This is a genomic window from Pelotalea chapellei (genome assembly GCF_018531195.1).
In the GTDB taxonomy this organism is placed as follows: Bacteria; Desulfobacterota; Desulfuromonadia; order Geobacterales; family Pseudopelobacteraceae; genus Pelotalea; species Pelotalea chapellei.
This window is the reverse complement of sequence record NZ_JAHDYS010000003.1, coordinates 291,212-304,529: the sequence shown is the minus strand read 5'-3', so window position 1 is coordinate 304,529 and position 13,318 is coordinate 291,212. Positions and strand designations below refer to the sequence as shown.

The 13,318-nt window shown below is 50.8% G+C and carries 13 protein-coding genes and 1 tRNA gene; 10 read left to right on the top strand and 4 right to left on the bottom strand.

Going from position 1 to position 13,318, the window contains the following annotated elements; all coding sequences use genetic code 11:
* Positions 1–30: 30 nt before the first annotated feature.
* The gene (locus tag KJB30_RS04785; protein ID WP_214296791.1) at positions 31–1,335 is read right to left on the bottom strand and encodes an aminotransferase class I/II-fold pyridoxal phosphate-dependent enzyme; all 1,305 of its coding nucleotides are present in this window, start codon (positions 1,333–1,335) and stop codon (positions 31–33) included.
* A gap of 209 nt (positions 1,336–1,544) precedes the next feature.
* Here KJB30_RS04785 and KJB30_RS04780 point away from each other — a divergent pair, with 209 nt between their 5' ends.
* The 7 genes from KJB30_RS04780 (at position 1,545) to KJB30_RS04750 (ending at position 7,521) form a co-directional block, all read left to right on the top strand.
* On the top strand, positions 1,545–1,736 hold the full coding sequence (locus KJB30_RS04780) for a DUF1858 domain-containing protein (protein WP_214296790.1): 192 nt from the start codon (positions 1,545–1,547) through the stop codon (positions 1,734–1,736).
* Positions 1,737–1,806: 70 nt separating this feature from the next.
* Entirely contained in the window at positions 1,807–2,868 is a 1,062-nt protein-coding gene (locus KJB30_RS04775; protein ID WP_246545511.1) for a PilZ-like domain-containing protein, read from the top strand.
* A 44-nt stretch (positions 2,869–2,912) separates the two neighbouring features.
* Positions 2,913–3,794, top strand: coding sequence for a YicC/YloC family endoribonuclease (locus tag KJB30_RS04770; RefSeq protein ID WP_214296788.1), 882 nt, complete (start codon positions 2,913–2,915; stop codon positions 3,792–3,794).
* A gap of 112 nt (positions 3,795–3,906) precedes the next feature.
* Positions 3,907–4,515 (top strand): guanylate kinase, encoded by a 609-nt coding sequence (gene gmk / locus KJB30_RS04765; protein ID WP_214296787.1) that lies wholly within the window; start codon positions 3,907–3,909, stop codon positions 4,513–4,515.
* Positions 4,516–4,678: 163 nt separating this feature from the next.
* The gene (rpoZ, locus tag KJB30_RS04760) at positions 4,679–4,891 is read left to right on the top strand and encodes a DNA-directed RNA polymerase subunit omega (RefSeq protein ID WP_214296786.1); all 213 of its coding nucleotides are present in this window, start codon (positions 4,679–4,681) and stop codon (positions 4,889–4,891) included.
* A 96-nt stretch (positions 4,892–4,987) separates the two neighbouring features.
* On the top strand, positions 4,988–7,138 hold the full coding sequence (locus KJB30_RS04755) for a RelA/SpoT family protein (protein WP_214296785.1): 2,151 nt from the start codon (positions 4,988–4,990) through the stop codon (positions 7,136–7,138).
* Positions 7,135–7,521, top strand: coding sequence for a RidA family protein (locus KJB30_RS04750; RefSeq protein ID WP_214296784.1), 387 nt, complete (start codon positions 7,135–7,137; stop codon positions 7,519–7,521). Before KJB30_RS04755 ends, KJB30_RS04750 begins: the two co-directional genes overlap by 4 nt.
* Before the next feature lie 138 nt (positions 7,522–7,659).
* On the opposite strand, the gene rpmB is transcribed toward KJB30_RS04750, so the two are convergent.
* On the bottom strand, positions 7,660–7,851 hold the full coding sequence (gene rpmB / locus KJB30_RS04745) for a 50S ribosomal protein L28 (RefSeq protein WP_214296783.1): 192 nt from the start codon (positions 7,849–7,851) through the stop codon (positions 7,660–7,662).
* 83 nt (positions 7,852–7,934) lie between these two features.
* Between rpmB and KJB30_RS04740 the strand changes: the two genes are divergently transcribed.
* The 3 genes from KJB30_RS04740 to KJB30_RS04730 all read left to right on the top strand — a co-directional run bounded on the left by KJB30_RS04740 (position 7,935) and on the right by KJB30_RS04730 (position 10,152).
* Positions 7,935–8,549 carry a YdcF family protein gene (locus tag KJB30_RS04740; protein ID WP_214296782.1) on the top strand — a complete coding sequence of 205 codons (615 nt, stop codon included), beginning with the start codon at positions 7,935–7,937 and terminating at the stop codon, positions 8,547–8,549.
* A gap of 69 nt (positions 8,550–8,618) precedes the next feature.
* Positions 8,619–10,004 (top strand): threonine synthase, encoded by a 1,386-nt coding sequence (gene thrC, locus KJB30_RS04735; RefSeq protein WP_214296781.1) that lies wholly within the window; start codon positions 8,619–8,621, stop codon positions 10,002–10,004.
* Between the two features lie 73 nt (positions 10,005–10,077).
* Positions 10,078–10,152: transfer RNA gene (locus KJB30_RS04730), tRNA-Gly, on the top strand.
* Here KJB30_RS04730 and KJB30_RS04725 read toward each other — a convergent pair.
* Together KJB30_RS04725 and KJB30_RS04720 are read right to left on the bottom strand one after the other, a co-directional pair.
* Positions 10,153–11,469: an Arm DNA-binding domain-containing protein gene (locus tag KJB30_RS04725; protein WP_214296780.1), complete on the bottom strand. Its 1,317-nt coding sequence runs from the start codon at positions 11,467–11,469 to the stop codon at positions 10,153–10,155. It abuts the tRNA gene before it with no gap.
* A 524-nt stretch (positions 11,470–11,993) separates the two neighbouring features.
* The gene (locus KJB30_RS04720) at positions 11,994–13,286 is read right to left on the bottom strand and encodes a replication initiation factor domain-containing protein (RefSeq protein ID WP_246545496.1); all 1,293 of its coding nucleotides are present in this window, start codon (positions 13,284–13,286) and stop codon (positions 11,994–11,996) included.
* Positions 13,287–13,318: the final 32 nt, after the last annotated feature.

The following is a 13,318-nucleotide window of genomic DNA, read 5'->3' as shown; positions in this document are numbered from 1 at the left end:
GCCCTTTTTGCTGATTATAGAATCTCGGGATCAGGTTAGGTCCAGAACCCCCTGGTAGATGATGTCGAACAATTCCTGGATGTTCTCCTCGGCGATGCAGGAGAAAGCGATGCGCAGGTCGGTCTTGGTGGTGGAGATGGCGCCAACGCCGTATTTGTCCAGCAAATGGACGCGCAGTTTTTCAGCATCCACGTTTTTCAGCTTCAGACACATGAAATAGCCTGAGTTGAAGGGGTAGTATGTCCAGGCAGAATCATACTTGCCACTGTCGAGGACCTGCTTGGTCTTCAGGGAGCGTCCTTTCATGACCTGGAACTTCTCCTCTTTTTGAGCCAGGAACTGGGGAGAACGGAGCGCCTCGATGACAAAGGTCTGGGATGGGTGCGGACAGTTGGAGATCTTGGCGCGGATGATGCCCATGGCCTTCTTTTCGAGAGCGGTGATGACTGGTGCATTTTCATACTCGTTGCCGTCGGCAAAGGTGATGAAGCCGGTGCGGAAGCCCCAGACGAATTCCTCTTTGGTGGCGCCGTCCAGTTTGATCGCCAAAATCCGCGGGTGGAGGTTGGCCAGTTTGCCGAACAGGGACTCTTTGAGGCTGTCCTCGTAAAACAGGCCGAAATAGGCGTCGTCTGAAATGGCGACCACGTTGCAGCCCGCTTCGGCCACTTCCTTGATGGCGGCCACCAGGGCGTCACCCTCGGCAACCGTGGGGGTGTAACCGCTTGGGTTATTGGGGAAGTTGAGCAGGACAATTGCCTTGCCTTTTTCTTCGGCGGTATTCTTGAGCTCGGCCTTGAAGGCTTCCACGTCATAGCCGCCTGTTGCGGTGAAGGTCGGATGTTTCTTGACGATGGCGCCGTTGCAGGTGCCGAAGGTCAGGTTATAGTTGCCCCAGAGCATGTCGGGCAGAATCAGGTGATCCCCCTTATCAACGAACATGTCGCCGACGATGGAAAGACCGTGGGTCAGGGCGTTGGTGACGATGGGGTTGCTGAAGTGCTTGCCGTTCTGGCTCGGATTCTCCCGCAGCATCTTCTCGCGCCAGAGAGCACGCAGTTCTGGCTTGCCGGCCGGAGGCGCATAGGGGTAGATGTCCTTGGGGTCGAAGGCGGACAGCTTGTCCTGGATGCACTGCAGAAACATGGGTCCGCCGTTTTCAGTGGCGATGCCGATGGTGGCATTGTATTTGTGTGCCTTGTCTTTAGCCTCCGCCGATTGGGTTAGAATTCCCTTGGGAAAGAAGAGGTTCTTCCCTAAGTCGGACAACATTTCCAGTACGTACGGGTTATGCTGGGTGAGCAGGTCGTTCAGTTCTTTTGCCAACGGGTTCATTGATTTCCTCCTGGGCTGATGTGAAAGACTGACGTGCAATGAAAAATTAGTTAATGTCTATAAAGTCGCAATTGAACAGTACCGATTGCACTTTGTCAATAGAGAATGTATATTGCCGACTTCCTCAGTGAATAGGCCGCAAGATACCTGAACAGCCCGATGAACAAGGATGCTACTACATCCTTTGCCCTTAGCGAGCGAGGCCCCGCATGATAACCAGAGACATGATCATCGCTGACATCATCACCAGCTATCCCCAGACCCTTCAAATTTTCAAAAAGTATCATCTTGAATGCTACGAGTGCCAGATTGCCGATCTGGAAACACTGGAGCATGGCGCCGGCGTACATAAGATTGCCATCAGCGAATTGCTTGATGCATTGAACGGCACCCTTGCATGACGCATACTGCCCTGACCGGATTCCACGCCTGTCGATTACCTGCTGAACCGGAATTACTCCCGTGAGCGACATGGAACACTATTCCAGTTACTACTCCATCGGCATGAAGGTTGGAGTTGTAATCCCAATGGCGCATGCCGCTACTTTTCGCGACTGGGCTATCATCCACGAGGTAGACGAAGACCTGGTTACCTTGCAATTGTCACGTGACCAGTTGCCTGAAAACGTCGGCCTGCATGTGGGTCAAATCCTGGAGGTGCGAAGTGGCAAGGAAGGTGCTGCCTATAGTTGTCGTGCCATAATTGTTTCCGAGGGCACGGCGCGCCAGATTCTGCTCCGTCTGATCGGTGAGATAGTAACCGATGAATTGCGTGAGTTTTACCGCATCGATGCATTCCTTCCGATCAAATATCATGTTTCAGATGAGCAACATCCCGAAGTGCTTGAAAAGGAATGGAGTGCCCGGCGTAAACAGCGCCTTGACGATGAAATGAGTCGCAAGCAGCAGCGCTGGGAGACTTGTTTTAGTGGAACAGATACTGATCTCCCGGCGGAACGCCGCCACCAGATATCCACGAGCGGTGAGGGGGATGAACCGGATGCATCGTGGGACTCCATAATTCCTCTGGCTGCAAATATCAGTGGTGGTGGTATCCGTATCGTTGCGCATCACAATTTTGTTGTGGGCCAATATGTGCCACTGGAAATATTGGTGCCCTCTCCGCGCAGGATAGTGGAAGCGGTAGGGCAGGTAATGTTTTCAAACTCTAATGCCGTCTTGGGGAATGACAGGGAAAGTTATAGTGTTGCTTTGAAGTTCATCTATATTGACGAGCGTGATCGCGATGCCATTGTGAATCATATTGCCGGGGTCCAATTGAAGCGTATCCGGCAACTGAGAGAACACTTCTCCTTGGGTGGCGGTTGGGAAATTGACGACAACATAGCCGTAGAGAGCAACGGCTGGAAGGCCATGGTTCGTAAGATTGTTATAGCGTTAATTCTTATTTATCTGGTTTCGTTGATGGTCGGCTATTTTCAGGGATACGCAATTAATCCGTCCAAAGGTGAAATCGCTCAGACTTTTGAAAAAGGCATCAAACGCTATCTGGAAAAAATCGGCGGTAAATGATGTGGTCTCGGCACTGCATTGACGATATGAAAGGGACTGACTGAATGATAAAAAGTATGACAGGTTACGGCAAGGGGGAAGCAGTATCGGATCAGGGGCGCTTTCTGGTTGAGATCCGTTCGGTCAATCATCGTTATGGTGAGGTGTCTGTGCGCATGCCGCGCGGATTCCTTGCCATTGAGAATGATGTCAAGAAGGCGGTCGGTCAGGTGTTGAAGAGGGGGAAGATCGACATTTTCATCCTATGGGAAGAGGCTGGCGGCACAGCAACAATTCCCCAGGCGGATATTGCACTTGCCCAAGGATATGCCCATCTTTTTCGTACGCTTGCCGCTGATCTTGGAATGACCGGGGATCTGCCGCTTCAGTTGGTCCTTGCCCAGAAAGGAGTGCTCAAGGATAGTGCCTCCGCAGAAATAGATGAGCATGACTATCTGCCGCAGTTGCTCGAAGCTGTTCAGGAAGCTGTCGCAACAATAGATGGCATGCGGGGGCGCGAGGGGGAGGCGCTTTTATCTGATCTGGCGGACCGGCGCAGGCAGGTGGCGGAGTGGGCAGAACAAGTAGGCAATCGTGCTCCCCTGGTTGCCGGGGAATATCGACAAAAGCTGCAGACTCGTTTGGGGCAATTGCTGGAAGGGGCGGAGGTTGATCCGACACGTTTGGCACAGGAAGTCGCCATGATGGCTGACCGATGTGATGTGACCGAGGAACTGGTGCGGTTGGCCAGTCACTTTGCCCAGTTTGACGAGGCGCTTTTACTGGACGAGCCGGTCGGGCGCAAGCTGGATTTTCTGATGCAGGAGATGAACCGTGAGGTGAATACCATCGGTTCTAAATCCAGTGATGCAGAAATTACTTCGCTGGTAATCAGGATCAAGGCGGAAATGGAAAAAATGCGTGAGCAGGTGCAAAACGTGGAGTGAGAGAAATAGCAGCTTGTAAAAGAGGCTGAAACCATTGAAGCTCTCCGCCTGGAGGGCTTTTCTTTTTAATCTGTTTTTGCTACTGTGCCGGAAAATGTTCGAAAGGTGTGCCATGAAACGCGAAGGCTTGATCATGATAATTTCCGCTCCATCCGGAGCGGGCAAGACAACCCTCTGTCGGGAATTGCGTCAGCGCTATCCCCACCTGCGGGAGTCCATCAGTTACACCACCCGGACACCACGTGCCGGAGAGGTTGACGGAGAAGATTATTTCTTTGTTTCCCGTGATCAGTTTCAGGCTATGGTTGCAGAAGATGCTTTTGCTGAATGGGCTGAAGTGCATGGCAATCTCTATGGCACTTCGCTGGCAACTCTTGAGGACGCCCGACGCAACGGAATCGATCTGCTGCTTGATATCGATTGTCAGGGCGCGGTGAAGCTCAAAGAGTGCCTGGATGGGGGGGTGTTTGTTTTTATCTTGCCACCCAATATGGTTGAACTTCGTCGTCGACTTGAAAGCCGTTCCTCCGACGCACAGGAAGTCATTGAACGCCGCATCACGCGGGCAGCCGAAGAAATCAAGGAGGCTCGCTGGTATGACTACATCATTATCAACGACCGCATCGAGCAGGCAATTGAGGAACTTTCCGCCATTGTTCTTGCCCACAGCCGCAAAACCTTCCGAATGATGGAACAAGTGGCGAAACTATTTGATATTTGAGGCTGGATAAGGTAAAAAAATCTTTCGTCAACGCATCCTTAGAAACATTGGGTAATAAGGCAGCGAATTTCCAGTGAGCATGTTATACTGCTTTGGACATTTTACGTCCCCCAGCCTGAGGTTCTGGCGTGAATCTCAAATGTGCAGCAGAAGGAGTTACCATATGGCACGTGTAACAGTAGAAGATTGTCTTGATAAAGTAGAGAACCGTTTCCTTTTGGTCATGCTGGCCTCCAAGCGCGTTAAGCAGCTCTATAAAGGCGCCAAGCCGCTTGTGGAATCCAAGAACAACCGTCTGGTCGTCAGTGCCTTGCGGGAGATTGCAGCCGGTAAAGTGAGCTTCGAGCTGACCAAAAAGCAGCAGCGTGCCCTCTAGTTGTTCTCTGGGTGAAACCAATTTCAGGTTGGTTTCACCCTTTCTTTATCCTTCCCGTAACATCTTTATTCCCAACTCTCACCAGGCAATGGAACTATGATCAGGCTCAATGACATCCTTGAGAAGGTAGCAGCATACAACCCGGCTGCTGACATGAACCTTATTCGCAAGGCCTATGTCTACTGTGCCAAGGTTCACCAGGGGCAGACGCGCCTGTCGGGAGAGCCTTACATTATTCACCCCATGGAAGTGGCCGGTCTGCTGGCCGAACTTCGTCTGGATGTCCCCAGTATCATTACCGGCTTCCTCCACGATACAATCGAAGATACCCTGGCCACGGCGGAAGAGCTTTCAGAAATGTTTGGTGATGAAGTTGCCACGCTGGTCGAAGGTGTCACCAAGATCAGTAAGATCTACTTCAAAACCAAGGAAGAGAGTCAGGCAGAAAATTTCCGCAAGATGCTCTTGGCGATGGCCATTGATATCCGGGTAATCCTGGTCAAACTGGCCGATCGTCTTCACAATATGCGCACTCTGGAATTCCAGCCGGAAACCAAGCAACGTTCCATTGCGCGTGAGACGATGGATATTTACGCCCCTATCGCCAATCGCCTTGGTATCTCCTGGGTAAAGGTAGAGTTGGAAGATCTCTCGTTCAGATACCTGAACCCTGAAATTTATTTTGATCTGGCGCGCAAGATTTCGATGAAGAAGCAGGAGCGCGAGGCCTTTGTCGAGGAGGCCAAGGCGGTTATTGCTGAGAAACTGGAGTTGCACTCGATCAAGGGAGAGGTCTCCGGGCGCAGTAAGCATCTGTTCTCCATCTACCGCAAAATGGAAAAGCGCAATGTGGAATTCGAGGAGATCTATGATCTGATCGCCCTGCGGATTTTGGTTGATGATGTGCGTGAATGCTATGAGGTTCTGGGTGTGATTCATTCAGCCTGGAAGCCGATTCCTGGACGCTTTAAGGATTATATCGCCATGCCCAAGGGGAACATGTACCAGTCGCTGCATACGACGGTCATTGGTCCCCACGGTGATCGCATGGAAGTGCAGATCCGTACCCATGAGATGCACAGGGTGGCTGATGCCGGCATCGCGGCCCACTGGAAGTACAAAGAGGGCAAGGGCTATGACGAGAAAGAAGTCAAGCGCTTTGCCTGGTTGCGTCAGTTGCTCGAATGGCAGCAGGAATTGCAGGATTCCAGAGAATTCATGGATTCCGTTAAGGTCGATCTCTTTTCGGAAGAGGTATATGTCTTCACCCCCAAGGGAGATGTGAAGTCATTTCCAAAAGGATCTACGCCGATTGATTTTGCGTACGCCATTCATTCCGACGTGGGACATCGCTGCGTGGGCGCCAAGGTCAACGGTAAGTTGGTCCCGCTGAAGCATGAACTGAAGAATGGTGACATTGTTGAAGTCATTACTTCTCCCCATCACACCCCCAGCAAGGACTGGCTCAAGATCGTCAAGAGCTCCAGAGCCCGCAACAGGATTCGCACCTGGATCAAGACCGAAGAGCGCAAGCGGAGTATCGGGCTGGGACGAGAGATCTGCGAAAAAGATTTCCGCAGGTATTCGCTGAATCTGCAGAAAGTTCAGAAAACCGGTGAATTCAAAAAGGTGGCTGGCGAGTTCGGGTTTGCTGGTGACGATGATCTGTTGGCTGCCGTAGGTTATGGAAAAATCTCTTCCGGCCAGATTGTCGGCAAACTTTTGCCGGAAGAAAAGGTTCAAGAGCGGGCCGAGCGCAAGGAGTCCCGTCTCAGCACGGTCATAGACAAGCTCAAGGGTAAATCGTCAGGGGCGGTTGAGATCAGCGGGATTGACGATGTGTTGGTACGTTTCGGCAAGTGCTGCAATCCTGTGCCTGGTGACGATATCATCGGATTTATCACCCGCGGTAAGGGTGTCACTGTTCATACCGCTGATTGTAAAATAGCCATGGAAACCGACATCCAGCGCCGCATAGATGTGGCTTGGAGCAAGGCCAAGAGTGCTGCACTGCCGGTCAGAATTCGCGTTCTTTGTCATGATGTGAAGGGGGTGCTGGCAGGTATCACTCTCGCCATCACCAACTGCGAGGCCAATATCGCCAGTGCCCAGATTCACAGCACGGTGGACAAACGCGGTGAGAATGTCTTTGAGGTGAACGTTGTCGATCTGGCACACCTGCAGAAGGTTATGAATTCGATAATGAAGGTTAAGGGTGTGATCAAAGTGGAAAGGATAAAACAATGAACTTGAAATCGATTGCAACTGATAAGGCTCCAGCAGCAATAGGTCCCTATTCCCAGGCTGTTCAGGCAGGTGGATTGCTATTCTGCTCCGGACAGATACCCCTTGATCCCGCTACAGGTGAAATGGTCGGGGAAGATGTGGGTGGTCAGGCAAGACAGGTGATGGCCAATATCAAAGCTACACTCGCTGCTGCCGGGGCAGGATTTGACGATGTAATCAAGAGCACCATCTTTCTGGTCGATATGGCTTATTTTACGGAAGTAAACGAGATATACGGCAGCTGCTTTGCTGCTCACAAACCGGCGCGCTCGACAGTAGCCGTTAAAAGTCTGCCGCGTGGTGCACTGCTTGAAATTGAAGTCATAGCCAGGGTGCAGGAATAGCAGGTTGCTTCGTAGTATTCGAATTGTCGATTGGGGAATTGATTGGGCAGAAGGTGTGTAAATCGGATGAATAAGCGGCAAAAGCCGCGGGCAATAAATGCACCGCGGCTAAAAACTGCAAACTGTTGTAAGTTGCCCTTAGAGCGCTTTAGTTACGTGGCCGGAGCGGATGCAACGGGTGCAGACCTTGATGGATCTGACGTTGCCGTTTCTCACTGCTTTAACCTTCTGAAGGTTCGGGTACCATACGGTACGGGTTTTGTTGTTAGCGTGGCTCACGTTGTTACCGAAGCTGGGACCTTTACCGCAGATTTCACAAATTCTCGACATATAGTTATTCCTCCGTTAAATTCTGAAAAACATTTTTTATCAGATCCGCCCCAAGGTTGCAAGGGAAAACTTCCGGATTACCTATGAAGATCATCAAGGCTTTGCTTACATTGCTGTTAATTGCACTGGTTGTGGTCGCAATTCTATTTATAGATTTTACCTATAAAACCTTTTCCTATCGCCCTCGTGAGGTAAAGGCCGATGCGATCGTCGTACTGGCTGGCGGCAAGGGGAGGGTAGAGGAGGGAGTGCGGTTGTATCGCGAAGGCAAAGCTGCGTGGCTTTTCCTTATCGGGGTCGATCCATCAGTGCGTCGTTCAGATCTCTATCGGCCAAGGCAGGGCGATCCATCTTCCGAAGGCGTGATCCTGGAAAAAAACTCACGCAACACTTTGGAGAATGCCATTTACGGACGTGATGTAATCGTACAGAAAAACATCCGCTCCATCAAACTCATCACCTCGCGCTACCACATGAAAAGGGCTTCAATCCTTTTGCGCAATGCTTTGCCCAAGGATATTGCCATTTATCCCCATCCGGTTGATACAAAGAATCTGAAGGAAACCTGGTGGAATCATGGCGGCAGCTTTTCCCTGCTGTTCAGCGAATTCTATAAATACTGCATGTTTCGGGCATTTTTCCTGATGGCTCCCGGAGAACTCCGCCAGGGAGTGCTTTCTGTCTCTTCTGGCGGGTGAACCTCTTTTCAATCCGATCCCTTTCTGTTATATTTACCGATCATTTACTTCGCAAGAGAGGTTACCTTGATGCACTATATCAGCACCCGCGGCGGAATCCAGCCGATCGCCTTCAAAGACGCTGTCATGATGGGACTGGCAACAGATGGTGGTTTGCTGCTTCCGGAAGCATACCCTCAGGTCAGCCGTCAGCAGTTGGAAGAGTGGCGCTCTCTTTCCTATCAAGAGCTTGCCTTTCACATTATCTCGGGATTCGTCGATGACATCCCGCCTGCAGACCTCAAGGATTTGATCAATCGCTCTTACGCGACCTTCAGCCATCCGGAAATAACCCCGGTGGTCAAACACGACGGCGTTTATATTCTGGAACTGTTTCATGGTGTCACTCTGGCATTCAAGGACGTGGCGCTCCAGTTCCTCGGCAATTTGTTTGAATACATCCTCGCCGAGCGAAATGAGCAACTCAACATCATCGGCGCAACCTCCGGCGACACCGGCAGTGCTGCCATTCACGGTGTGCGCGGCAAGAAGGGGATCAACATCTTTATCCTGCATCCCCATGGTAAAACGTCCCCGGTTCAGGCCCTGCAGATGACCACCGTTACCGATGCAAACGTGCATAACATCGCCGTAAGCGGAACTTTTGATGATTGCCAGGACATCGTCAAGGCGCTCTTCAACGATCTTGAATTCAAGAAAAAATATTCCCTCGGTGCAGTTAACTCCATCAACTGGGCACGCGTGCTGGCTCAGGTTGTCTATTATTTCTATGCCTGGCTGCGTGTAACAGATGAAGATGAGCGGAAGGTTTCCTTCTCCGTTCCTACCGGAAACTTTGGCGACATCTTTGCCGGGTATGTTGCAAAGAAGATGGGACTGCCTATTGATAAGCTGCTGCTGGCCACCAATGAAAACAACATCCTGACCCGCTTCGTCAACGATGGTGATTACTCGCTTTCAGACGTTGTATCCACTGCATCACCCTCAATGGATATTCAGCTGGCCTCCAATTTTGAACGCTACCTTTTTTATCTCTACAACCAAGATTCCGCTCGTGTGCGGGGTGCTTTTACCCAACTAAAGGAGCAGGGGCGTATTACCTTTTCGAGTGAAGAAATGGCTCGTGTGCAGGCTGACTTTGCTTCCGCTTCGGTGGATCAGGCCCAAACACTAGAAACCATCGGCAGCTTTAATCGGGAAACCGGCTACATTCTTGATCCGCACACAGCAGTAGGCGTGCGGGCGGCACTGGACCTGCTACCTGCGGATATTGCACGTGTATGCCTCGCCACGGCCCATCCTGCAAAATTCGGAGAAGCGGTGGAAAAAGCCACCAGCGCGGCCACGCCCATTCCACCCGGGATAGCTGCTCTGCACGGCAAACCGACCCGCTGTGACCTGATGGATGCCGACCTGGAGCAGGTCAAAGACTTCTTCATCAAGCATATCGTTTAGATTGGCGCAGCTGTCACGGCCAATTAACTGTTGACAAAACTGCGATCTCTTGGCATTTATACATGCTCACCAAGCGGGAATAACTCAGTGGTAGAGTGTCAGCTTCCCAAGCTGAAGGTCGCGGGTTCGAATCCCGTTTCCCGCTCCATTAAATCATTAATGGGTTTGATAAGTTAGCAGCATCGAACCCCGCACTGTGCCCGGTACTGTATCTAAACGGTATCGGGCTTTTGCTTTTCCGGGGCATGATGAAGTCCTGGCCGAAGTAGTGGTAAATCGCTTCCGCATCCTCTTCAAGACCTTCCACGTAATTCCCGTACACCTCAAACACCATTTGCTTAGATGCATGCCCCATGAGCTTTACAAGTCGAAGATGATTGATTCCAATGGTAAGGCTCCAGGCGGCGAAAGAGTGTCGTGCAATATAGGAGGTCATTGGAGCTATCCCGGCTTTATCCACCGCTTTCTTCCATACTTTGGCAAAGTCGGTGCTGTTCAGTCTGGTTCCTCGACTGCTTGTTACAAGGAAAGGGGTCTTTGCTCTTGCAGTCAGAATGTTCAGCCGTGACCTGATCGCCTCTGTGATGTAGATATCACGCTTGCGGAAAGCGGTCTTCATGCTGGTTTTCTCTTCCTTGAGCACATAAGAAGAGGTCAGTTTCAGGTATTCCCCCTGAATGCTGTCTTTTGTCAGGGCCGAAAGTTCTGAAACAATCATTCCGGTCAGGATCATCAGTTCTGCAATAGGCTTGTAATGCTCTTCCAGGTTTTCAAGGAACAGTTGCCAGTCGTGGAACCGAAGGGCAAGGCGCTCTTTCTTCTCGGTCTTTGGCAGCTTCTTGTGGATACCGTCACAAGGACTTTTTATCACCCATCTGTAATGCTCACAGGCATCATTCCAGATAGCGCGGAAGGGAATCAGAATATTAACCTTGCGTGACCGGGACAGCGGTTTGCCCTTGTTGGCTCCGGTCTTCCATTTCAGTGACTCGGTGAATCTGTAAAGCTCCTGGCCGGTGATCTGGTGAAAGGTCATGTTGCGGAAGTAAGGTAGAATCTTCCTGATTGATTCCTGGTAATCCCGGTGCTTAGTTGGTGATCCGAAAGAAGGGAAGACGGTTTTCATCCATTCTTTGACGTAATCTCCAAAAAGCACCTGGTGAGGCTCAGGATGATATTCCCTTCCTTCCAGGCTTGTGAAGAAAGCCTTTTCCTTTCTGGTTGATCCTGGGAATGCTTCAGCAAACTTGAAAGTTCCCGCTTCTATCCGTCCCGTAATCCGATTGAGGAAGTCTCTGACTTTCTGTTCATTGGCCGGGGTGTCATCAAGTTCAGTGGAACGGATGATCCTGTGACCAAAATAGTAAAAGTCCACATAGAGCTTCTTCGAATCCTTGCGCCGCTTGACGCTGCCTATTTCTTTTGCTGGTGTTTCCAGGGCTAGCGTGCCCTTTCTTGCTCTCATTTAATTACTCCATTCCGTTACCCTCCCTTCGATGTGCCAAAAGTTCGAGAGGGAGCATAGCGGCTTTAACTTCCCTTTACAATCTGTTGTTGAGGCCGCGAGAGACAGCGCCAGTGATTCCGGCATCTTCTACGCGATTCAGCCTCATCGGGTAATGCACCGGCACACGGAAAAGCAAAGGCGGTTGTGGATGGCGTGAAAGCAAAGGCCCACACGCCATGGTTATTGAGGCCTGCGGCCTGACCTTTCATACAGTCAAAGCCCCATAATCCAAATTCACCGCTGCCGTTGCTGATGGTGCCGATCGTCCCGGTGCTGTTGGTCGCTTCTTGGAGGCTGTCTTCTTTTTGTTCCCTGGCCTCTTTCTGAAAAGTAATTCTTCTTGCCAGCGAAAGCGGAGAATTCGACCGAGACGAATGTAATGAACACCTTCCTGGAGGTCGCCAGTTTTCAGAAGGTGGAACACAGTGGTTCTGGATACCTTGAGCAACACTGCGAATTGATCAACAGTCAGAAGCTCCAGACTAGAAGGGGAGGGAATCATCTTCAGCACCTCCCAGGGTTCCACGATAGCCAAGTTTGATCAGTTTTTCCTGATACTTTGCGTTGAACTTATCATCATCGGTGCTGTCAAAAAGAAGCTTGCACAGGTGATGGATTGACTTTGTTCTTTCCTTGACGCCGGAGAGAGCGGCAATGGTGATCATGCGGCCGAACACGTGCGGCAGTATCTCTTTGATGCTTTGCACATCATCACTGGCGTAGATTCGTTTTATTCCGATGTTGTCACCAAGCAGAGCGCCGCATCCCTGAACAGCCTGCCACCAAGGATGAACAGTGCGCCTTTCTGCTTTGTCGTTGTCTGGGATTCGCAAAGAGAACCATTCCGAGGTGAGGTATTGCCAGATTGAACCGAGCATCTCTAGGAGGCCGTCCAGGTCCTTTACTCGGAATTGGCGGAGCACTGAACGCCTGATCTGGTATTCCACCCGCCAAATGCCGGTAAGGTCGTCCGTATTCCAGAGAGCGGCAAACCATAATTTATTGCTTTTGCATATTTCCTTGCCCTTGTCATAGATACGGAGCCGCATCGGTGCCCCAGGAGCCCCACAATAGAAGGTTTCCAGAGTGGTGCCGTCCATGAAGGTTTCCGTTTTGCGGCTTCTTGCTGTTCGGTGGGTTTCCAGAAAGGGAAAGCTAAGTGGAGCATCAAGTCTGAAATCTGCACAGAGATCGACACGGCTTGGTTGAACACGCTCTATTGTGCCGCCGAAATTTGCCAGGTCGAACTCTAACAGTTCCAGGAGGCAGCCAATCTTTAAATGCCAAAGTGCAGAGGAATTGATTGATACATAGACATTGGGCGAGGTGCCGTACTCTTTGGAAGAGGCGAGATACAGATGATATTCCAGGAACTGAAGATGAAAGCGGTAGTTTGGTGGTTTGCCGCTGGGCAGGTGTAAAAATTCACGGCCAATGTCGGTGGTGTCAGTAATTCCTTTCTGGTTCTGGGCAGTTTGCTTTTTTGATTCGAGAGAAGAACAAATCTCCTCCCAGTTTGTTTCCCATTTGACAAACAAACCGAGATCCAGAGAGTCGAAACCGCAGAGCAGGAACTGGAAATTTTCAGCAGGTGGGTTTTGCGCATGGCGTGTTACAGATGACGCCATGCAAAAGGATCCTTCCGAGCTTGCGGCAGGGGTGCCGGCAGAGCCAGCGAACCCTGCCGCTTCATCAGAAGAATTGACATTAAGAAGATGATTGCTGTTTTCGGGAATGGGATTGCATTCGGCGGGGGTGTTGCTTTGGTTTTTCATACTGCCTCCTAAGAAAAGTAGAAATCTTAGGA

What these genes read in the sequence shown, in the direction of transcription:
- KJB30_RS04775 (WP_246545511.1), top strand. Translation starts at nt 1,807, where the DNA reads ATGGAACACTATTCCAGTTACTACTCCATCGGCATGAAGGTTGGAGTT.
- KJB30_RS04750 (WP_214296784.1), top strand. Translation starts at nt 7,135, where the DNA reads ATGAACTTGAAATCGATTGCAACTGATAAGGCTCCAGCAGCAATAGGT.
- KJB30_RS04740 (WP_214296782.1), top strand. Translation starts at nt 7,935, where the DNA reads ATGAAGATCATCAAGGCTTTGCTTACATTGCTGTTAATTGCACTGGTT.
- KJB30_RS04770 (WP_214296788.1), top strand. Translation starts at nt 2,913, where the DNA reads ATGATAAAAAGTATGACAGGTTACGGCAAGGGGGAAGCAGTATCGGAT.
- KJB30_RS04725 (WP_214296780.1), bottom strand. Translation starts at nt 11,469, where the DNA reads ATGAGAGCAAGAAAGGGCACGCTAGCCCTGGAAACACCAGCAAAAGAA.
- KJB30_RS04720 (WP_246545496.1), bottom strand. Translation starts at nt 13,286, where the DNA reads ATGAAAAACCAAAGCAACACCCCCGCCGAATGCAATCCCATTCCCGAA.
- KJB30_RS04755 (WP_214296785.1), top strand. Translation starts at nt 4,988, where the DNA reads ATGATCAGGCTCAATGACATCCTTGAGAAGGTAGCAGCATACAACCCG.
- thrC (WP_214296781.1), top strand. Translation starts at nt 8,619, where the DNA reads ATGCACTATATCAGCACCCGCGGCGGAATCCAGCCGATCGCCTTCAAA.
- KJB30_RS04780 (WP_214296790.1), top strand. Translation starts at nt 1,545, where the DNA reads ATGATAACCAGAGACATGATCATCGCTGACATCATCACCAGCTATCCC.
- gmk (WP_214296787.1), top strand. Translation starts at nt 3,907, where the DNA reads ATGAAACGCGAAGGCTTGATCATGATAATTTCCGCTCCATCCGGAGCG.
- KJB30_RS04785 (WP_214296791.1), bottom strand. Translation starts at nt 1,335, where the DNA reads ATGAACCCGTTGGCAAAAGAACTGAACGACCTGCTCACCCAGCATAAC.
- rpoZ (WP_214296786.1), top strand. Translation starts at nt 4,679, where the DNA reads ATGGCACGTGTAACAGTAGAAGATTGTCTTGATAAAGTAGAGAACCGT.
- rpmB (WP_214296783.1), bottom strand. Translation starts at nt 7,851, where the DNA reads ATGTCGAGAATTTGTGAAATCTGCGGTAAAGGTCCCAGCTTCGGTAAC.